The 20,460-nt window shown below is 71.6% G+C and carries 15 protein-coding genes; 1 reads left to right on the top strand and 14 read right to left on the bottom strand.

The window, feature by feature from the left end:
* The first annotated feature begins 91 nt into the window (after positions 1-91).
* The gene (locus AB0G04_RS29510; protein WP_360989039.1) at positions 92-1,642 is read left to right on the top strand and encodes a glycosyl hydrolase; all 1,551 of its coding nucleotides are present in this window, start codon (positions 92-94) and stop codon (positions 1,640-1,642) included.
* On the opposite strand, the gene AB0G04_RS29515 is transcribed toward AB0G04_RS29510, so the two are convergent.
* The 14 genes from AB0G04_RS29515 to AB0G04_RS29580 all read right to left on the bottom strand — a co-directional run bounded on the left by AB0G04_RS29515 (position 1,567) and on the right by AB0G04_RS29580 (position 20,417).
* Positions 1,567-2,835 (bottom strand): glycosyltransferase family 4 protein, encoded by a 1,269-nt coding sequence (locus tag AB0G04_RS29515; RefSeq protein ID WP_360989041.1) that lies wholly within the window; start codon positions 2,833-2,835, stop codon positions 1,567-1,569. The genes AB0G04_RS29510 and AB0G04_RS29515 overlap by 76 nt on opposite strands.
* On the bottom strand, positions 2,807-4,054 hold the full coding sequence (locus tag AB0G04_RS29520; RefSeq protein WP_360989043.1) for a glycosyltransferase family 4 protein: 1,248 nt from the start codon (positions 4,052-4,054) through the stop codon (positions 2,807-2,809). Before AB0G04_RS29520 ends, AB0G04_RS29515 begins: the two co-directional genes overlap by 29 nt.
* Positions 4,051-5,700 (bottom strand): sugar transporter, encoded by a 1,650-nt coding sequence (locus tag AB0G04_RS29525; RefSeq protein WP_360989046.1) that lies wholly within the window; start codon positions 5,698-5,700, stop codon positions 4,051-4,053. Before AB0G04_RS29525 ends, AB0G04_RS29520 begins: the two co-directional genes overlap by 4 nt.
* Positions 5,694-7,115, bottom strand: coding sequence for a hypothetical protein (locus AB0G04_RS29530; RefSeq protein WP_360989049.1), 1,422 nt, complete (start codon positions 7,113-7,115; stop codon positions 5,694-5,696). The genes AB0G04_RS29525 and AB0G04_RS29530 overlap by 7 nt, the downstream gene beginning before the upstream one ends.
* Entirely contained in the window at positions 7,112-9,022 is a 1,911-nt protein-coding gene (locus tag AB0G04_RS29535) for a hypothetical protein (RefSeq protein ID WP_360989052.1), read from the bottom strand. Before AB0G04_RS29535 ends, AB0G04_RS29530 begins: the two co-directional genes overlap by 4 nt.
* Positions 9,019-10,113 carry a glycosyltransferase family 4 protein gene (locus AB0G04_RS29540; RefSeq protein ID WP_360989055.1) on the bottom strand — a complete coding sequence of 365 codons (1,095 nt, stop codon included), beginning with the start codon at positions 10,111-10,113 and terminating at the stop codon, positions 9,019-9,021. Before AB0G04_RS29540 ends, AB0G04_RS29535 begins: the two co-directional genes overlap by 4 nt.
* Positions 10,110-10,979, bottom strand: a complete 870-nt coding sequence (locus AB0G04_RS29545; RefSeq protein ID WP_360989057.1) for a glycosyltransferase family 2 protein — start codon at positions 10,977-10,979, stop codon at positions 10,110-10,112. Before AB0G04_RS29545 ends, AB0G04_RS29540 begins: the two co-directional genes overlap by 4 nt.
* 88 nt (positions 10,980-11,067) lie before the next feature.
* Positions 11,068-11,745: an L-type lectin-domain containing protein gene (locus AB0G04_RS29550; protein ID WP_360989060.1), complete on the bottom strand. Its 678-nt coding sequence runs from the start codon at positions 11,743-11,745 to the stop codon at positions 11,068-11,070.
* Between the two features lie 159 nt (positions 11,746-11,904).
* Positions 11,905-13,032, bottom strand: a complete 1,128-nt coding sequence (locus tag AB0G04_RS29555) for an aromatic ring-hydroxylating dioxygenase subunit alpha (RefSeq protein WP_360989063.1) — start codon at positions 13,030-13,032, stop codon at positions 11,905-11,907.
* Between the two features lie 16 nt (positions 13,033-13,048).
* On the bottom strand, positions 13,049-14,185 hold the full coding sequence (gene solA, locus AB0G04_RS29560) for an N-methyl-L-tryptophan oxidase (RefSeq protein ID WP_360989066.1): 1,137 nt from the start codon (positions 14,183-14,185) through the stop codon (positions 13,049-13,051).
* A 19-nt stretch (positions 14,186-14,204) separates the two neighbouring features.
* Positions 14,205-16,523, bottom strand: a complete 2,319-nt coding sequence (locus AB0G04_RS29565; RefSeq protein WP_360989069.1) for an FAD-dependent oxidoreductase — start codon at positions 16,521-16,523, stop codon at positions 14,205-14,207.
* Positions 16,524-16,525: 2 nt separating this feature from the next.
* Positions 16,526-17,482 (bottom strand): ABC transporter substrate-binding protein, encoded by a 957-nt coding sequence (locus AB0G04_RS29570; protein WP_360989071.1) that lies wholly within the window; start codon positions 17,480-17,482, stop codon positions 16,526-16,528.
* Complete coding sequence (locus tag AB0G04_RS29575; RefSeq protein ID WP_360989074.1) at positions 17,479-19,374, bottom strand: ABC transporter permease subunit; 1,896 nt, start codon at positions 19,372-19,374, stop codon at positions 17,479-17,481. Before AB0G04_RS29575 ends, AB0G04_RS29570 begins: the two co-directional genes overlap by 4 nt.
* Positions 19,371-20,417, bottom strand: coding sequence for a glycine betaine/L-proline ABC transporter ATP-binding protein (locus tag AB0G04_RS29580; RefSeq protein ID WP_360989077.1), 1,047 nt, complete (start codon positions 20,415-20,417; stop codon positions 19,371-19,373). Before AB0G04_RS29580 ends, AB0G04_RS29575 begins: the two co-directional genes overlap by 4 nt.
* Between the last annotated feature and the right edge of the window lie 43 nt (positions 20,418-20,460).

Below are 20,460 nucleotides of genomic sequence, written 5' to 3' on the forward strand. Positions count from 1 at the left end.
CGCACTGCATCGACACAGCCCTGATCAACAGGGGTCCGGCAACCGATGTGAGGGGCCAACACCGGACCGATCGAAGGGCTGACGAACCCCCATGCGTACTGCTCGCACCCGTGCTGCGGCCATCGTGGCCTCATCGCTCCTGCTCGCGGTTGCGGCGCCGGCCTCCGGTTCAGATGCCGCGACCAGGACCCACCCCTCCCCCCGGGCCACGGTGCTCCCGGTCGGTGACTTCGCGCCGGTGACGGTGGAGAGCGGGCCCGCGGCGACGTTGAAGTCCCGGCTCGCTGCGGTGACGGCCGCCCGGACCATCAACTACTACCCGTCGAACGCCGGCTGGTCGGCGATGTGGACCGCGTTCGACCCGGCCCGCATCGAGGCCGACATGGCCAAGGCGGCCGAGCTGGGCGCCGACAACGTACGGATCATCATCTTCCCGCAGTCCTTCGGATTCCCCCGCCCCCGGGCCGAGTACGCCGAGCGTCTGCGCAAGTTCATCAGCATCGCCGACTCGCAGGGCCTGACCGTCAAGCTGACCCTGTTCGACTGGTGGTCCGGCTACTCGGACGCGGCCGGCAGCGCCGCCTGGGCGAAGGCCGTACTCACGCCGTACGCCGACGACCCCCGGGTCCTGTCGGTGGAGCTGAAGAACGAGTTCGTCTCGACCGACCCGGCCGCCGTGGCGTGGGTCCGGCAGCTGATCCCGGCGGTGCGCGAAGCCGTACCGCAGATGCCGTTGACTCTGTCGGTGGACGCTCAGAGCGGCGCGACCGGGCTGGCCCGGATCAAGTCGTCACTTCCGGACACGCCGCTCGACTACTACGACTACCACTTCTACGGCAACTCGGAGCGGGCGCTGGCCGAGATCCGGCGGGCCCAGGAGGCGGTGGCCCCGGACCCGATCGTGATCGGCGAAACCGGGCTGAGCACCGCTGTGACCAGCGAAGGTGAGCAGGGCGCCTATCTGGCCCGCGTGTTCGCGGCGGCGCGTCAGGCCGATGTGCGGTCGGTGGCGCCGTGGACGCTGTACGACTTCGCGGACGGCGCCATCCCGTCGAACTCGCAGGTGTCGAAGGTTCCTGCACAGTACAAATACGGTCTGTACCGGGCCGACGGCACGGCCAAGTTCGCCGCGTCGGTGGTGCGTACCGCGTGGACCGGCGGCGCGCTGACCAACGGCCTGCTGGACCTCGGCTTCGAGGCGGGGCCGAACAGTTCGCCGTGGCGGCCGTACCTGTCCCCCACCGCGGTCGCGGACCGCGACTGGAGCACCGCCCGGACCGGCGGCGCCTCGGCACGGTTCTCCCAGACCGTGCGCACCGGCTCGAGCCTGCCGTCGATCCGCACGTCGCCGATCGACCCGGTCCGCGCCGGGCAGACCTGGCACGCCGAGGCGTGGGCCCGCGGCGCCGGCGTGACCGGCTCCAACGAGATCGCGCTGAGCTGGTTCGACATCAACGACCGGTGGCTCGGCCAGGCCTCGTCCCAGCAGGTCGCCAAGGGTGACAGCGGGTGGACGAGGCTGACCGTGGACGCGGTCGCCCCGGCCGGGGCGACAAGCGTGCAGCTTCACCTCAAGTCGGGCGACAACAAGGGCAGCGTCTGGTTCGACGACGTCGACCTGTCGGCCGGGGGCGGGTCCTGAGCGATCCCGATCCGGGACAGCAGGCGGCTGTACGCGTCGACCGTACGCCCCCAGGAGGAGGGATCGGCATGTCGCCGGCCGGCCAGTCCGGCGGCGTGCACGATCGCCTCACGCAGTTCGGACGGTTCCCCGGCCGGCGCGAAGACGGTTCCGCTGTAGGGTTCGGCTGCCTCGACGAGGCCGCCGACCGCGGTCACCACGACCGGCAGCCCGTGGCTCATCGCGATGTGCAGCGGGCCGCTGGCCGAGCTGCGCCGGTACGGCAGCACCACCACGTCGGCGCGGGCGAAGAACTCGTTGACCTCGGCGTCGGCGACGTACCGGTTGACGAACCGGATCCGGTCGCGGACCGGGGACTCCTCGATCAGCCGGGCGGGCAGGGTCCAGCCCTCCCAGGTCTCCCCCACCACCGTGAGGTGGTACTGCGGGCCCAGATCGGCGAACGCCTCGATCAGATCCTCGAGACCTTTGTACGGCCGGATCGTGCCGAAGAACAACAGCCGGCACACGTCGTCGCCGGGTTCGCGGATCGGCCGGTCCGGCAGATGGTGGTCGAACGGCCCGTGCAGCGCCACCTCGGCCGGCACCGCCGCCAGGTCGTACGCCTCGGTGAGTGCCGCCTCGTCGAACCGGGAGTGCACCACCACCCCGTCGGTGCGGCGCAGCAGCGGCCGGATGCACCGGCGCACGTACCGGGCCGCCCACGGGTGCCGCGCCTCCCCGGTGTCCTGCACCTCGTGGAACTCGACGACGACCCGGATCCCGAGCCGGCGTGCGGCGAGCGCCAGGACCAGGTAGGAGTGCAGTACCGCGCCGGTCCACCACTGCAGAACCAGCACGTCCGGCCGGAAACTGCGCAGGAACGTCACGGCCCGGAGCAGGCTCGGCAGCGCCCACCAGTCGACGCCGTCGAAGACCCGTACGTCCTCGGCGTAGCGAAGTTCCGCAAGCGACTGACCGACCCGTGCCCGGCCCGGGTAGAGGCGGGCCGGGAGCAGCCGGCGCATCAGCATCGCGCCGACCTCGTACCGTTCCGCGAGCGCGTTGCTCAGCCGGCAGGTGTAGTAGCTGATGCCGGACAGGAAGTGCCATCCGGAGCCGACCACCAGGATCCGCGGACCGGTGGCCAGCAGTTCGGCGTAGGCCCTGGCCTCGGCATGACCCTCAGCGGGCGGCGGCGGCGATGCAGGCACGGTAGACCTCCTCGATCTGGGGAACGACGCGGGCCGCGGTGAAGTCGAGGCCACGCTGGTACCCGCCGGCGCGCAGCCGCGCCGCCAGGTCATCGTCGGTGAGTACGCGCCGGAGCGCGGCGTGCAGAGCTTCCGCGTCGCCGGGCGGCACCAGCAGGCCGTTCACCCCGTCGTCGCGGACCACGTCGAGCAGCCCGCCCGAGGCGGAGGCGATCAGCGGTACCCCGGCCAGCATCGCCTCGACCGCCACCTGACCCATGCCCTCCAGCAGGGACGGGACCACCCCGGCGGCGGCATACCGCCAGGCCGACATCACCTGCGGGTGGGGCACGTCGGTACGTACCCGCACGCCGTCCGGGATCGGTGGTGTGTCCTCCCGGCAGGTGCCGAGACAGAGCAACTCGGGCGGCGCGTCCGGGCCGGGCCAGTCGGCGCAGAGCTTCTGGTAGGCGTCGAACAGCACGTCGACGCCCTTGTGCGGACCGAGCTGCCCGACGAACAGCAGGTAGGGCCGCTCCGGCAGCCAGTCCGGCCGCGGTGTCGTACGGGCCAGCTCGTCCAGTCCGTCCGGAACCAGGCTGGAGATCACCTGGATCGGCAGGTCCGTGGGGATACGAGCCAGGTTCAGTGCCGACGCCACCGAGTTCGAGATCGCGGTGAGACAGTCGATGTCGCCGTGCCGGTGTGCCCGCAGTCCCACCGTGAGCAGGGCGGACTTCGGTGTGCCGTACTGGCCGGCCGCGCACGGGACGCAGCGCCCGAGGCTCGGCCCGTCACAGCGGCGGCCCTGACGGGCGAACGTCTTGCGCACACACGTCAGCCCGAAGTCGTGCGCGGTGTGCACGTGCGGCCGGCCCAGCGAGGTCCGGTGCAGCGGCAGGTAGCTGTACATCAGCCAGTCGTGACTGTGCACCAGGTCGTAGTCGCCGGCCCGGAGCACCCGCGCGATCGCGGCCATGGTCAGCGGGTCGGCCACGGTCGGGTGGAACGGCTTGCGCGGATCCCGGTTCAGTCCCGGGGCGCACGTGTTCGCCACGCTGCGGACGCGGATCACCCGTACCCCGTTGATGATCTCGTCGTGGGGCGCCTCCGGCGTCGCCAGCGTGAGGACGGTGATCTCGTGGCCGCGCCGCACCATCTCCTCACCGCTTGTCGCGATGCTGCGCTCCAGTCCGCCGATCACCGGCGCGTAAAGGTTCGACAGATGCAGGATCTTCATCGTTTCCTCCCGGTGGGTGCCTCGCCGCCGGCTTTCCGCCGCTTCCCGGCCTCCTGGGGTACGTCCACCGCGCGCCGCTCACCCGTCAGGTCCCGGCCGTCACACTCCGCCGTCTCAGCCCCACCCAGACAGCGGCCCTGCACAGCCCCCAAACCCCGGCTGTCACGAACCGCTGTCTCGGGCTCGCTGAGACAGCAGTCCGGCACAGCCGCCGACACTCGGCTGTCACGCACCGCTCTCTCGGGCTCGGTGAGACAGCGGTGCGTGACAGCTGCGGGTTTGCGGCGGGCCAGAACCACGACGGCGACCAGCAGGGCGGCGGCGGACTGACCAGCCAGCCAGCCGATGCCGGCCCCGGTCACCCCGGCGGTGGGCAGCAGCAGCCAGGCCAGGACCATGCAGGTGACCGCGCGGACCAGGTTGAGCCGGCGGCAGAGGCGGAACTTGCCCTGTGAACGCCAGTGCGCGACCGCCAGGTTCGCCACCGCGTCGGGCAGCGCGGCCAGCACCAGGATCCGCAGCAGCGGGGCACCCTCGATCGCGTACCCGGCACTGAACAGACCGAGGATCCTCTCCCCGGCGAGCAACAGGACAGCGGCCGGCACACCGACGACGGCCAGCACCACGACCGCGGCCCGGGTCACGCTGACCGTGGCGGCGTTGGTGCGTTCCGCGTACAGCGCCGAGGCCACCGCCGGGGACACCATGAACAGCATCGACGCGGTCATCCAGGCCAGATAGAAGTGGGCGTTCGCGTCCGGCCCCAGACGGGCGGTGACCAGCACCGGCAGCAGTGCGGCCGGCCCGGCCTGGGTCAGATTGATCAGGTGGTGGCCGGTGATGGCGGCTCGCACGTGCGGGAGTTCGGCCCGGAGGCCGCGCGCTGTCACCCGCCACGAGAAGCCCGGTCCGGACTCGGTGGCCCGCAGTCCGGGCTCGGTAGCCCGCGATCCGGGCTCAGTGGCCTGCGATCCGGGTCGGGTGGCCTGCGGTCCCGGGTCGCTCGGTGACATCGCCGGCCGCAGGCGGCGCGGGCCGATCGCCATGGTGGCGAAGCTGATCAACAGGGTGGGCAGGACGAAGGAGACGAGGACCGCGCCGGCGCCGCCCATCCCGGCGGCCAGCACCGCGAACAGGGTGATGATCTTGCTGGCGGCCACCGCCAGGTTGCGGATCAGCATGCCGTGGCCGGCCCGGTGGGCGACGTAGAGGTTGTCCAGCAGCGTGGTCAGGGTGACCGCGATCGCGGCGGCGACCAGTGCGGCCGTACCGCCCGGGCCGGTGAGGAATCCGAAGTTGCCGGAGAGGATCGGGACCACCAGAGCGGCGGCGGTGGCGGCGGCAGCGGTGGCGGCCGAACTGAGGAGCAGACCGGCACCGACGATCCGGGACCAGGTCACGGTGTCGCTGCCGGGCAGGCGCTGGATGAACATGTGTCCGGCACCGAGGTTCGCGATCATGCTGACCGCGGTGGCCGCGGAGATGACGGCGGTCGCGGTCCCGATCCGCTCCGGCGGGACGGACCGGGCCGCCAGCATCCAGTAGACGTAGCCGAGCCCGCCGTTGCTCACGGTGGTCGCCATGATCAGCAGGCTGTTGCGGGCCAGCGAGTCCCCGGACAGCCGGCGAACCGCGTTGATCAGCACGCGGCCGGCTCCGCTGCCGCCGCACCACGCCGCACCGCCGAGCCCCGGCCACCGGCCGGTGCCGGCGCCGTGGTCTCAGTGGCGGCGCGGCGGCCGATACCGGAACCGCCGACACCAGCGATACCGGAGCCGGCGACACCAGAAACGCCAACACCGGAACCGCCGACACCAGCGATACCGGAACGTGCGACACCAGAAACGCCAACACCGGAACCGCCGACACCAGCGATACCGGAACGTGCGACACCGGAACCGCCGACACCGGGACCGGCGATACCGGGACCGGTAACGGAACCGGCGGCGCTGCGCGGGCGGATACCGGGACCGGTGATCGCAGCGCCCGCAGTGGTACGCCGGCCCGGGGCCGCGCCCAGTTGGCCGCGGGCGTAGAACCCGGTGCTGGTGTCGCCGACGCTGATGTCGACCGGGCGGAGGCAGCCGTCGGCCGGGAGCGCCGGCACGTAGACGGTGAGGGACCGCACCGAGTCGGCGGCCACCGTCATCGGGCGGCTCGCCACGACCTGTCCGCCGACCCGCAACCGCAGCAGGCGCGTGGTGGTGCCGATGCCGGCGCTGGTGACCCGGACGGGGACGACGATGCCTCCGGCCGGGACGGTCACCGGGCGGTCGATGGCGGCGGCCCAGCCGTTGAGGGCGATGCTCAGGTAGCCGGGCTCGGCCGGGCGGGACGCGCCCAGATAGCCGCGAACCGTCACGCCTCCCACGCCCACCGCCAGGACCACCGGGATCGTCACTGCCGCGGTCGTCCGGGCGTACCGCCGCGGGGTTCGGGAAGTGACGCCGCCGTCCGCGAACCCGCCGCCGGAGGACGAGACCGGCAAGTCGCCGGAGAATGGCGGGCCGCCGACGGGCGAAGGATTGCCGGCAGCCAGAGGACCGCCAGCGGGCAGCGCACCGCCGGCAACCAAAGCACCGCCGGCAGGCGAACCACCGCCGGCAGGCAAGGGATCACCGGGAGACGCAGGGATGTCTGCGGACGAAGGGCGATCGGCCGGGGAAGGAGCGGGAGCGTGCCGGCGCTGGACCGGCAGGCCGACGCGGGCGTCGGCCCGGCGCATGGTGCGGCGGCGGGCCCGCAGGACGGCGGCCCCGCCGAGCACGGTGATCAGGATCGCGCACCCGGCGATCAGCGGCACCGGCCGCACCGGCTGCCCGGCCGCATGCAGCACGAGGGCGAGCAGCGGCCAGGTGACGAGCCCGGCGACGGCCGCGAGGCCACCGCGGACCGCGGGGATACCGGTCCCGGTGAAGCTGACGGGGATGGCCCGGGTCCAGAGGGCGCCGGTGGCGAAGGTCGCGGCGAGACACAGGGGTAGGGCGAGCCAGGGGCGGTCCTCGGCGAGGAGGAGGCCGGCGAGTCCGAGGTACGCGACGAGCAGCAGCCGGTAGGTCATCGGGCCCCCATGCGGATGCGCTGCCCGAGACTGTCGAAGTCGAAGCGGTAGATCGCGATGTGCGGTCCGTCGTAGACCTTGATCAGCCAGGGCAGGGTGTCGAACTTGGTCAGCTGGGCCCGGGTGAAGCCGGGCCGGCCGTCGTGCGGGATCGGCTCGTTCGTCTCGAAGTAAATCTTGATCTCCGGTACCTGTTCGGCCATCCGGCGGTCCACCACGAGATATTCGAAGCGCCAGGCGCGCAGCTGTTCGAGCAGTGCCGGTGGCATCGGACGGCCGGGGCGGGCCAGGTAGAGCTGGTAGGTCGGGAAGCTCTCCGATCCGGTGGTCGGCTCCTGCTCCCCGTAGGACCCGAAGATCAGTCCGGAGTAGCGGTCGGCGACCAGGCGGGCCCCGCGACCGTGGGTCTCGCGGAGCCAGTCCGAGGCGGCCAGCAGCTCCGGGGTGGCGGCCCGGGTGTCGGCGCCGAAGACCGGCGGACCGGGGAACCGGTAGGACGGGTTCATGCCGGCTGCCGTGTTACCGACCATGACAAGCGCGCATGCGGCGAGAAGTAGTACACCGGATCCGCTGATCCGGCGACGCGACCGCTCCAGCAGTGCGATGATCAACGGGGCGGTCGCCACGGCGATACCGAGGTAGCTGAACGCCCACGACCGGCGTGCGCCCTCGGCTCCGCTCGGGGTGAGGATCAGCAGGGTCGCCGGGAAGTACAGGGCGCCGAGCAGCAGCATCGCGCCCGAGCAGGCCCGGGTGACCGGGTCGGTGACGGCGCGGCGGCGCCACCACAGGACGGCCGCGCCGGTGATGGCGACCAGGGCGGCGCCGGGTGCGGCGAAGGCGGCGTACTGCTCCCACCACGGGGCGACCGACTGGCTGAACAGGGTACGGCCACCGGAGCCGCCGCCGGCCAGACCGCTGAACTGGCCGAGCGCCCGGCCCAGGTACGGCTCCAGGTAGCCGCCGGTGCGCGGCGAGACGGCGGCCATCCAGGTCGCGACCGAGGTGCCGGCCAGCGCGGTCAGCACCCATGCGGTACGGGCCGGCGCTCTGAGGACGGTGCAGGTCAGCGCGACGAGTCCGAGCGTCCCGGTGAGCCAGAGCGCGGTCAGGTGATGTGTCGCGGTGATCGCCACGGTGAGCAGGAGCATGAGTGCCGACCAGCCGGCCCGGGTGCGGGCACCGGTGGCCCGGACGGCGCACAGCGCGGCGGCCAGCGCCCACACCATCACACCGATGGCCAGCGACTCGTAGCCGAATTGGGTGTCGAAGTAGAGGAACGAGCTGTTCAGGCTGTAGATGACGGCGGCCGCGGCAGCGATCCGCGGGTCCGGCCAGAGCTGCCCGGCCAGTACGGCGACGCCGAGGGTAAGCAGTACGTGCGCGAGGATCAGCACGAACAGTGCGGCGTGCCAGACGGTGACGCCGGTGAGCGTCGCCAGCGAGGCGACGCACGCGTGCAGTCCGGGGTAGTCGCCGATCACCCGGATGATCGGATTCTGCTGGAAAAGCAGTCCGTCGAGGACGATGTCCCGGCTCTGTCCCCAGTGGGCGTACTCGTCGTGGTACAGCGGGCCGGTCGGGTTACGCAGCAGTTTCGGCAGGTAGGTGAAGCAGGCGTAGCCGATCAGGACGGCGAGGCGCAGCCGGGCGCTGGAGGAACGACGGATCGCCCAGTACGCCGCCGGCAGGCTGAACACCAGCATGCCGGCCCAGAACCAGGTGAACGCGCCGTCCTGTCCCCATTCGGCGCGCCGGTAGCCGACCGCCAGGGCGGCGGCTCCGGCGGCGCCGGTGACCGTGAGGGTGATGCCGGCGACGACCGGCCCGGTCCAGGCGCGCGGCGCCGGCGCCGGGTCCCGGCCGTCCTGCTGCTCGATCATGGGACTGGTCGTGGCAGCGCTCATCGGGCGACGGCGCCGGCACCGACGGTGCGGCGGGCGACCGCGGCGTAGACGTTGCGCGTCGCGCTGACCACGTCCGGCCAGGTCGGCAGCATGGCCGGGCGGGTCCGCCCGAGCGCGGCGGCGTCCTTGAGAGCGGCCGCGAGGGCGTTCTCGTCGTCCGGGTCGGCGAACCGCAGCCACGCGCTGTCCCCGGCCAGCCCGGCGACCTCGCGGTGTGCCGGGATCGGGGTGGCCACGGTGGGCAGTCCCGCGGCGAGCGCGTCCGCCACGGCCATGCCGAAGGCCTCGTGCTCGGAGGCGGAGACGGCCGCCGATGCGTGCGCGATGCACGTGTCGAACGCGGCGTCGTCGAGGCGGCCGTGGAAGACGACCCGCCCGGCCAGCCCGAGGTTGGCGGCGAGCTGGCGCAGGCGGTCCCCGGCCGGGCCGGTGCCAACCACGTCGAGACGGTGTTCGGGGCCGAGCCGGGTCATCGCCCGGATCACCCGGTCGACGCGCTTGTACTGCTCCAGGCGTCCGACGCAGAGGATGCGGCGGGTCCGGGGCGACGAGGCGCCGCGGGCCGGACGCGGGTCGGTGCCGTTCGGGATGACCACGGCCCGGGTACCGACCTCGGGGAAATCACGCAGTACGAGCTCACGTTCGGCCGAGGTGACGCACACGACGGCCGAGGCCCGGGTCATGATGGTCCGGCCGAGCGGCCGGTAGAGCGGGTGCAACGCGGCGCGGAAACGGGTGTGCCCGGTGCCGTGGTAGTGCGGCGTGAACACCAGCGGAGCGCGGTTGCCCAGTGCGGCGCAGAGCGCGGCGAGGGCGTGGTAGCTGTGTGCGTGCAGGACGTCGTACTCACCGGCGTGGGCGCGCAGCCAGCGCCAGAGCGGGACGGACAGGCGGTAGTTGCCGGCCGGGACGGTGAGCGGGAAACGGCGGACGAGCACGCCGTCCACGGTCTCCACGGACCGGACGGCGTGCTGGGTGATCACCTCGACCTCGTCCCCGGCCGCGGCGAGGCCGGCGCAGAGGCGCTTCACGTGGGTCTCCACCCCGCCGATGTCGGGGTGGTAGGCGTTCGAGACGATGCCGATCCTCATCGGGCCTGCCGTTCCGCAACCCGTCGGCCGCCGGCTTGCCGGGGTCGCCATTCGCGGGCGATGGTACGCAGCACGCGTACGCCGTCGGTGAGGGCGTTGAGGTTGCTGACGCCGTGGATCCGGTTGTGCTCGAAGCTGGCGACCTCGGTGATCTTCAGGTCGGCGCGGGCCGCGCGCAGGTTGAGCAGGGTCTCGATCTCGAACCCGTCTCCCCAGAGGCGCCCGTCCGCGTTGTCCGGGGCCGGCGAGGTGCTGTCCAGGTCGAAGACGTCCAGGCAGTGCGCCCAGAAGGCGTTGTAGCCGTAGCAGAGGTCGCTGTACCGGGTCCGGAACATGACGTTGACCAGCATGCTCAGGCATTTGTTGCCGGCCCGCCGCAGCCGGGTGATGTCGGCGCTGCCGCCGTTGGGCCGGAACCGGGACCCCTTGGCGAAGTCGGCGCCCTCGCGCAGTGCCTCGACGAAACGGGGGATCTCCATCGGGTCGGTCGAACCGTCGGCGTCGATCATGACGATGATGTCTCCGGTCGCCTCAGCGAAACCACAGGCCAGAGCGTTGCCCTTGCCTTTGCGGTTCTGCCTGACCACGCGGATGTCGGGGCGCAGCCGCCGGGCCACCGCCACGGTGTCGTCGGTGGAGCCACCGTCGACCAGGACGATCTCGTCCACTTGCGGGAGTCGTGCGAAGACGTGCGGCAGGTTCTGGGCCTCGTTCAGCGCCGGGACGATGACGCTGATCCGGGGTTCCGGTTCGGCGCCGTCGTCCGGGTCGTCCGGCAGGTCGGGGATCGCCGGGACAGCCGGGATGGCCGGGATGTCGATGACGGCGTCGGTCTCGCCGGGGAGCACACGGTCGACCGTGGGCATGTCGTTCTCCGATCGGGCATGAGTCGGCCCGGTCCGGGCCGGAACGTGGGAAGGTGCCGGGACACTGGCCCCGGCCGGGAGGTGGTGCTCACTCCTGCGGCGTGGCGACCGTCCACTCGTAGATGTCCTGGCGCGCGGTGAGGTGCCCGGTGGAGCCGGTGAAGCCGATCCAGCCACTGGTCGTGCCGATGCGGTCGCTGAGGCTGACCTCCTGGTCGAGCATCAGTTCCTCGGTCGCGCCGGGGGTGAGGGCGCGCACGTGGACCTGCAGCCGCCAGTTGTCGGCGTCGTACCTGACCCGGACCTGGAACGGCTTGCCGTACAGCGGGATGGACGACTCGGCGGCCGAGGAGTGCCGGTCGGGGTTGCCGGAGAACGAGACCGCGAGGTGGTTGCCGCTCGGGTCGGGCTGGTTCTGGTAGATGTCGAACTCGACGGCCACGCTGTTGCGGATCCCGCGGTAACCGAGGCCACCGCCCCAGCCGCCGAGCGCGCGGGGGCCCTGGCCCTGCGCCACGAAGGCGATGCCGTCGGCGCCGGTCTTCCCGCTGCGCAGGTGGGCGGTGAACCGGGTCTCGAACGACTCGGTCAGGTCGACCGGCTGGGTGCTCCACGCGGAGCCGGCCTGCCGGTAACCACCGTCGGTGAGGCGGATGACCCGCTCGTCGTCGCCGGCGCGCCACATCAGCGAGGCGGTGCCGTTGAGGGACAGCGGCGGGTTGTACGGGGGCTCGGTGTCGGCCGCAAATGCTCCTGGCGAGTTCACCGCGGCCACTACGGAGAGCAGGGCTGAGGCCCAGAGACCGCCCCTCGCGACTCTGGACGAGCGGAAACAGCGCACGACTAACTCCACTTCATACGGATTTGCCCGACTTAGACCTGGCCTAAGCTAGGGCAGTCCGCGAAGCCGTGTGAGCGAGTCCCGTTATTTACCCCCGACGGTTTCGTTTCCGAGGCGATCCCGGACCCACCCGTGGAATGCGGAGATGTGGTGCTCGCTCGGCACCAGCACTCCGCCGCCGGCGTACGACCGGGACGCCATCCCCGGCTGGCACGCCTCGCAGGCCTCGAAGTCCTGCCGGTTCACCCGGTCGAAGAGCTCCACCGACGGACCGAGATCCGCGCCGGAGTCGATGACGTCCGGGCGGAACAACCAGTCGCACTCGACGACGGTGTGATCAGCGGCCAGCGGGAACATCCGGTGCAGGATGACGTGGTCCGGGACCAGGTTGACGAAGACCTGTGGCTTCACGGTGATCGCGTAGTAGCGCCGGTCCTGATCGGTGCTGATCGTCTCGATGGTAGTCACACCGGGTCCCCCGTCGACGGTGAATCCCGAGATGTCCGACCCGAATTCGGCGCCGTGGCCCACGTAGTACTGGGCCGCGTACCCGCCGGCGAACTCCGGCAGCACGTGGACCAGTTCGGGATGGATGGTCGAACAGTGATAGCACTCCATGAAGTTCTCGACGATCAGCTTCCAGTTGGCCCGGACCTCGTACCGGATCCGGCGGCCGACGTGCAGGTCGGACACCCGGTACCGGTCGATCGCCGCCAGGTCGCCGAGTCGCTCCACGAAGGCCCCCATCACGTCCTCCTCGAAGGAGGGTGGATCATCGGCCAGGCACACCCAGACATAGCCGAGCCATTCGCGTACGGCGAGCGGCCGCAGACCGAACTCCACCCGGTCGACGTCCGGCATCTTGACCAGGTTCGGCGCCGCCACGAGACGACCGTCCAGGTCGTACGACCACGCGTGGTACATGCAGCGGAAGGTCCGCTTGACCGCACCCGCCTCGTCGCCGCACAGCCGGGCCCCCCGATGCCGGCACACGTTGAGGAACGCCCGCGCCGCACCGTCACGGGCCCGCGTGACCAGGACGCTCTCCCGCCCCACGGTCACCGTGCGGTACTGGCCGGGATTCGCCACGTCCGAGCCCCGGACGACGCAGAACCACATCCGCTCGAAGATCATTTCCTGCTCGGCAGCGAAGACCGCCGGGTCGGTGTAGTAGTGACCGGGAAGGGTGGGCAGCAGCGACGACATCTTCATCACTCCAACAGGCGCTCTACCGGCGTGAGGGGTGGAACAGGTCGATCGGGTGACGGGTGGAGCCGGTGGTCGCCAGGTCCGCGACGATCTCGCCGACCACCGGTACGAACTTGAAGCCGTGCCCGGAGAAGCCGCAGGCCACGGTGACCGCCTCGTGGGCCGGGTGCCGGCTGATCACGAAGTGCTCGTCCGGGGTGGTGCTGTACAGGCAGGGCTCACCGCGCAGCCACTGCCCCGGCAGGCCGGGCAGGATCCGGCCGGCGCCCGCCGCCATCTCGGCGATCTCGCCGGGGTGCACGCCGGTGTCCAGGGCCTCGGGAGTCGTCTCGGTGCCGCGCCGGAAGAACGCGATCTTGGCGCCGCCGTCCGGGCCGTCGATCGCCGGGAAGCCGTACATCTGGTGCCCCTCGGCCGGCTCCCAGATGTAGATCGGGTGCCGGTCGGCGAGGAACGGCTCCACCCCGCCGCGCGGGGCGAACCAGTGCTGCACCTGACGCTCGATCCGGAACGGCACGCCCAGGTCGGCCAGCAGCCCGGGCGCCCACGGTCCGGGAGTGATCACCAGCTGGCCGGCCGTGTACTCGCCCGTCGCGGTCCGCACCCGCACGCCGCCACCGGTGTCCGGCTTCCACGCCTGCATCGGCTCGTCGAAGTGCAGCTCGGCACCGTGCCGGGCGGCCAGGCCGAGTTGCGCCAGGACGGTGCGCTCGGGGCGTACGAAACCGGCCTTCGCCTCGAAGAGGGCGACCTCGTCGTCGCGCGGCGCCATGGTCGGGAACCGCCGCCGGAGCTCGGCCGCGTCGAGCAACTCGTGCTCCAGGCCGTGCAGGCGAGCACTCTCGAGCGCGCCGGAGACGGTACGGCACTCCGGCCGCCCGACCATCACGCCGCCGGTCAGAGTGATCACGTCCTGCCCGGAGTCGGCGGCCAGCCGGTCGAACAGCTCGTATGCCCGGAGCAGCAGCGGAACGTACTCCGGGCCCTCGAAGTAGGACTGCCGGGTGATCCGGGACCCGCCGTGGCTGGCTCCCCGGTCATGACCGGGCCCGAACCGCTCCAGCCCGAGGACCCGGTGCCCGCGGGCGGCCAGCTGGTGGACCGTGGCGCTGCCCATGCCACCGAGTCCGACGACGATCACATCGAATGCGGCCATGCCGGCTCCCTCGCGTCTGTCAGCGCCGGAGGCGCTCGTGCTTCGGATCGAACAGCGGTTCGGCCGCCACCGTGGCCAGGAGCAGCCGGTCGAAGTATCCGATCTCCACCTGCGTGCCGGGCTCGGACAGCGCGGACGGCAGCCAGGCGTACGCGATCGGGGCACCGACCGACCAGCCGTACGCCGCGCTGGTCACGTGCCCGACCGGGAACCCACCGGCGTACACCGGTTCCCGGCCGCGCGGCAGGTCAGGGGTGTCGGCGAGGATCAGGCAGGTGAGCCGGCGGTCCGGCTCGTGGTCGCCGGCCGGCAGCAGCCCGGCCTGGTACGGGTCGTCCTCAGCCGTCATGTCGCGGCCCCAGGCGCGGTAGCCCTTCTCCAGGCGCAGGCTGTCGAAGGCGATCCGCCCGGCCGCGATCAGCTGGTGCTCCCGCCCAGCCTCCCAGAGGGTGTCCCACAGGCGCAGCCCGTACTGCGCCTCGGTGTAGATCTCCCAGCCCAGCTCGCCGACGTAGGAGAGCCGCAGCATGGTGACCGGAACCGTGCCGATGTGCCCGCGCCGGCACTGGAAGTACTTGAACGCCTCGGCCGACACGTCGACGTCGGTGAGCGGGGCGACCAGTTCCCGGGCGGCCGGCCCCCACAGCCCGACGCCGCAGGTGCCGCCGGTGATGTCGCGAACCGACACGCCGGGCGGCGCGTGCCGGCGCAGCCAGTCGACGTCGAGCGGGCCGTTGCCGCCGATCTGCCAGCGGTTCTCGGCGAGCCGGGCGACGGTGATGTCGCTGCGCACCCCGCCGGCCGAGTCGAGCAGGAAGGTGTAGACCACCGCGCCGACCTTGCGGTCGATGTTGCCCGCGACCAGGCCGGCCAGGAACGAGACCGGGCCGGTCACCTCGATCCGGGTCAGCGGGGTCATGTCGTAGAGGGCGACCCGGCGGCGGGTGAGCCGGGCCTCGGTCTCGGCGATCGGTGAGTAGTGCCGGGCCGACCACTCGTCGCGAGGCCGGGGCGCGTCCGGGGGCGGGTTGGTGGCGTACCAGAGGGGTCGTTCCCAGCCGGCCGCCTCGCCGAAGACCGCGCCCAGCTCGACCTGGCGGGGGTGGAACGGGCTGACCCGGACATTGCGCACCGACGGCGGATCGGCCGGGTGGATGATGTCGTAGACCTCGACGAAGCTGCGGATCGCGCGTCTACGCACGTAGTCGGGGGCCAGCTGGGCCGCGTCGAACCGGTTGAGGTCGCACTCGTGCAGGTCGATCGCGGGCCGGCCGTCGATCATCCACTCGGCGACGGCCTTCGCGGCGCCGGCCGAATGGGTCACCCAGACGGCCTCCGCGGTCCAGAAGCCGCGCAGGCCGGCGGACTCGCCGAGCAGCGGGAAGCCGTCGGCGGTGAACGAGAAGACACCGTCGAACGCGTCCTCGACGGTGGCGCCGCGCAGCGCCGGGATCAGCTCCGACGCGGCCGACCAGGACGTCTTGAAGGCGGCCGGAGTGAACGGCAGCTTCGACGGGTGCGCGTCGCCGGGCAGGTCCGCCAGGTCGACGGGCATCGGCTCGTGCAGGTAGGAGCCGATGCCGAGACGGTCGCCGTGCGCCCGGAAGTAGAGGTCCCGGTCCTGGTGGCGCAGGATCGGCAATGTGTCCGCCGCGCCGGCCGGGGTGCTGCGGACGTACTGGTGGGCCATCGGCAGCAGCGGGATCGCGACTCCGGCCATCGCGCCGATCGCCGGGCCCCAGAAGCCCGCGCAGCTGACGACCATGTCCGCGCGGAAATCGGTCTCCCCGGCGCGGACCCCGGTGACCCGGCCGGCCGCCCGCAACACCGCCGAGACCGGCATGTCACCCAGGAAACGCGCCCCGCGTGACATCGCCCGAGCCGCCTGGACCTCAGCGGCACGCACCGCTGAGGCCAGCCCGTCGGACGGCACATGAAGCCCGCCCGTAATTAATGATTTGTTCAGTAATGGGAATAGCGCGAAGCAGGCGTCCGGATCCAGGACCGATGACGGCACTCCCCAGGACTGTCCGTACCCGAATCGCCGGTGCAGTTCGGCGAGACGAGCCGGGGTGGTCGCCACCTCGAGACTGCCCACCGCCGAGAAGCAGCCCAGCTCGGAGTACTTCTCGACGGTGTAGCGGGCGAGCCTGGCCATGGTTCGCGACGGATTGGTCTGGAAGACCAGTCCGGGCGCATGCGAGCTGGACCCGCCGGTCTCGAACAGTGGCCCCTGTTCCAGGACGGTGACGTCGGTCCAGCCGCGTCCGGTGAGTTCGTCGGCGAGCGCGCAGCCGACGATCCCGGCGCCGATGATCACGACCGCGGGTCCGGGCATCGTCAGCTCCCGGCCGGGATCCAGGGCTTCCAGGTGGCCTCGTGCTCGGCCACCCACTTCTCGGCGGCCTTCTCGGCGCTCAGGCCCTGGTTGGTGATGTAGTCGGACACCAGGTTCTGGTCGTCGTTGGTCCACTTGAAGTTCTTGACCAGCTCGTACGCGGCCCCGCCGGTGTCGGCGAACTTCTTGCTCACCACCTTGTCGAGCACGTAGTCCGGGTAGTCGCAGGCGACCTTCTTCGGGTCGGCGTCACAGCCGGCTTTGTACGCCGGAAGCTTGACCCGCGCGTACTTCTCCTTCGCGAACAGCCACTGCGGCTCGTAGAAGTAGAAGAGAAGCGGCTTCTTCTGCGCGTTCGCCTGCTGCGCGGCCTTGATGATCGCCGCCTCACTGCCCGAATAGACGACCTTGTAGTTCAGTTTGAGGTTGGCGACCAGTGCCTCGTCGTTGGTGACGAAGGACGGGTCACCGGCCAGGAACTGTCCCTTGCCGCCGGACTCGGAGGTCTTGAACAGGCCGGCGTACTTGTTCAGGTTGTTCCAGTCGGTGATGTCCGGGTACTGGTCGGCCATCCACTGCGGGACATACCAGCCGATCACACCGGTGTTGCCGGTCGGCCCGGCGTCGACGGCGACCTTCTTCTCCTCGATGTAGGTCTTCTTCAGGTCGTCGTGGCCCCAGTTCTCCACGATCGCGTCGACCTCACCGGTCTCGAAGCCCTGCCAGGAGATCTCCTCCTTGAGGTTCTTGGTCTCGACCGTGTACCCGAGCTTCTTCTCGAGCAGATACTCGATCACCGCGGCGTTCGCCTCGTACCCCACCCAGGGGTTGATCGCGAGGTTGACGGTGCCCTTGTTCGCGGCGGCGCTCGGCGGCGGTGTACCGCCCGCATCAGAGGTCGCTCCCTGGCAACCTGCCAGGAGCAGCCCGAACACCGCAATGACGGGAATCTTCTTCATACTTCAGCCTTCCGGGGGGTTAGACGGTCGAGCAGGATGCCGAGCAAAACGATGGCGAAGCCGGCCGCCAGGCCACGGCCGAAGTCCTCGCGTTGCGAGAAGCCGGCGACCACGTCGTAACCGAGCGCGCCGGCCCCGACCAGGCCACCGACCACGACCATGCCGAGGACCATGACGATCCCCTGATTGGCGGCGAGCAGCAGGCCCGGCCGGGCGAGCGGCAGTTGCACCTTCCACAGCAGCTGGCGCGGGGTGGAACCGGCCGAGACCGCGGCCTCCACGACGGCGGCCGGCACGTCGCGGACGCCTCGCTCGACGAGCCGGACCACCGGTGGGACCGCGAAGATGACGGCCGCAACGATCGCCGTGAACCGGCTCGCGCCGAAGAGGGCGACAGCCGGGAGCAGATAGACGAACGACGGCATGGTCTGCGCCGCGTCCAGCAGCGGGCGGACCGCCGTGGCCAGCCGGTCGTGGCGGGCGCACAGCACCCCCGCCCAGGCGCCGATCAGCAGCGTCAGGACCGTGGCGACCAGGACCGTGGCGAGGGTCTGCATGGCGTGCACCCACAGTCCGAGCCCGGCCACCCCGGCGGCCGCGGTCCCGGCGATCAGCGCGGCCCGCCAGCCCGCCGCGAGGAACCCCACCGCCAGCACGACCAGCGCGAACAGCCACCACGGGGTGGTCGTCAGAAGGGTCTCGAGGGGATTCAGCAGTACGGTGCTGACGGTGTTGCGCAGCCATTCCGTCGCGTCGTACCAGTGCAGCTCCACCCAGGCGGTGATCCGGTTGACCGGTTCCGCGGTACTCACCCGGGGAACCGCGTCGCCGATCGGCAGCAGGGCGACCACCGCGGCGGCGGCCAGCACCGGCACCGACACCCGCCAGCCGGCCGGGCGGCGGCGGGACGCGGCCGTGGTCACCCGGTCCAGCACCACCGCCATGATCACGATGGCCAGACCGGCGTCGAAGGCCGCGCCCACGTTGACCCGCTCCAGCGCCCGGATGATGTTCTCGCCGAGTCCCGGCGCGTCGATCAGGGCGGTCACCACCACCATGGAGAGCGCCATCATGATCGTCTGGTTGACCGCGAGGACCAGCACCGGCCGGGCCATCGGCAGCCGCACCTTCGCGAGCAGCTGCCACCGGGTCGAGCCCTGCGCGGTCGCCGCCTCGACCACCACCGGCGGCACCCCGGCGATGCCCAGCTCGGTGATCCGGATGGTCACCGGCACCGCGTAGATCAGGGTCGCGACCACCGCGGCCGGCGAACCGATCAGGAAGAGCAAGGTCATCGGCGCCAGGTAGGCGAACGCCGGAAGGATCTGCATCACGTCGAGCACCGGCCGGATCGCCGCGCCGAACCACCGGACCCGCGCGGCCAGCACCCCCAGCGGCACGCCGAGCAGCACCGACAGCAGCACCGCCGACAACGTCAGCGACAGCGTCTCCACACTCTCGGTCCACAGCCCGAGCACCGCGAAACTCAGGAAACCGGCCACCGCGAGAACCGCGTACCGCCAGCCGGCCAGCACGAACGCCACCGCCCCGGCCACCGCGACCAGCCCGGCGAACCCGAGCCCGGTCAGTGCCGCGCCCACCGAGCCGGTCAGCAGCCGCACCCCGAGCCGCAGGTAGTTCACCCCGAACAGGAACGCCGGATGGCTGTCCCGGTTCTCGTCCACCCAGTCCCGCACCCCGGTGAAGAACCGGAACGCCGCGGCATCCGTGTTCTCCGCGGCCGGCTCGCCGCGGAACACCAGATAGGCCACGGTCACCACGACGATCAAACCCGCCGCGAGGGTACGGGAGAACCACGGCCCCGTGACCCCGCGGCGCCCCGCGTCCGTCCCACCGGGACGGACCGGCACCCGGGTCACGACCGCGGTCACACCGGCACCTGACGCCGGTGCCCGAGCAACGCGGGCAGCAGCCGCTCCGCGTCGACCACGCCGATCGGCGCACCACCCTCGGTGACCAGAATCGGTCGTCCGGCCCGCAGCACCCGGGACACCGCGTCCCGGATCACCGTGTCGTGCGGCAGCGGCGCGTCCTCGTGCTCCTCGCCGTCCACCGCGGGCCGGACGATCCAGCGCAGCGTCAGCACATCGGCTCTCGGCACGTCCCGGACGAAGTCGGCCACGTAGTCGTCGGCCGGCGCCCCGACCAGCTCCTCCGGGGTACCGACCTGGACCAGTCGGCCGTCGCGGAGCACCGCGATCCGGTCGCCCAGGGTCAGCGCCTCGGCCAGGTCGTGGGTGATGAAGAGCATCGTCTTACCGACCTCGGCGTGCAGCCTGCGCACCTCGGCCTGCATGTCCCGGCGGATCAGCGGGTCGAGCGCGCTGAACGGCTCGTCGAAGAGCAGCACCTCGGGGTCGGTGGCCAGCGCCCGGGCCAGCCCCACCCGCTGCTGCATGCCGCCGGACAACTGCTCGGGCAGCTGCCGCTCATGCCCGGTGAGGCCGACCAGCTCCAGCATCTCGGCCGCCCGCCGGTGCCGTTCGGCCCGCCCGACACCCTGGATCTCCAGTCCGTAGCCGACGTTGTCCAGCACCCGGCGGTGCGGCAGCAGGCCGAAGTGCTGGAAGACCATGGCCACCCGGTGGCGGCGCAGGTCGCGCAGCCGTTTCGGGGACATGGCACCGACCGGCTCGCCGTCGATCCGGACCTCGCCGCTGGTCGGCTCGATCAGCCGGGTCAGGCAGCGGACCAGGGTCGACTTGCCGCTGCCGGACAGCCCCATCACGACGAAGACCTCGTTGCGGGGCACGGCGAAGCTGATGTCCCGCAACGCGACCAGGCAGCCGGTCCGCTCCCGCAGCTCGGCCGCGGACAGCTCGGCCAGCGGAGAGCCGGGAACCCTCCCGGCCCGCGGCCCGAACACCTTCCACAGCCGATCGACCGCGATCGTCGGAGCCTGGTCGCCGCTCACCCGGCCGGCTCCCGCGGGATCAGGCCGGTCGCCCGGGGTTGGG

The sequence above is a fragment of the Actinoplanes sp. NPDC023801 genome (assembly GCF_040639655.1).
Classification (GTDB): domain Bacteria; phylum Actinomycetota; class Actinomycetes; order Mycobacteriales; family Micromonosporaceae; genus Actinoplanes.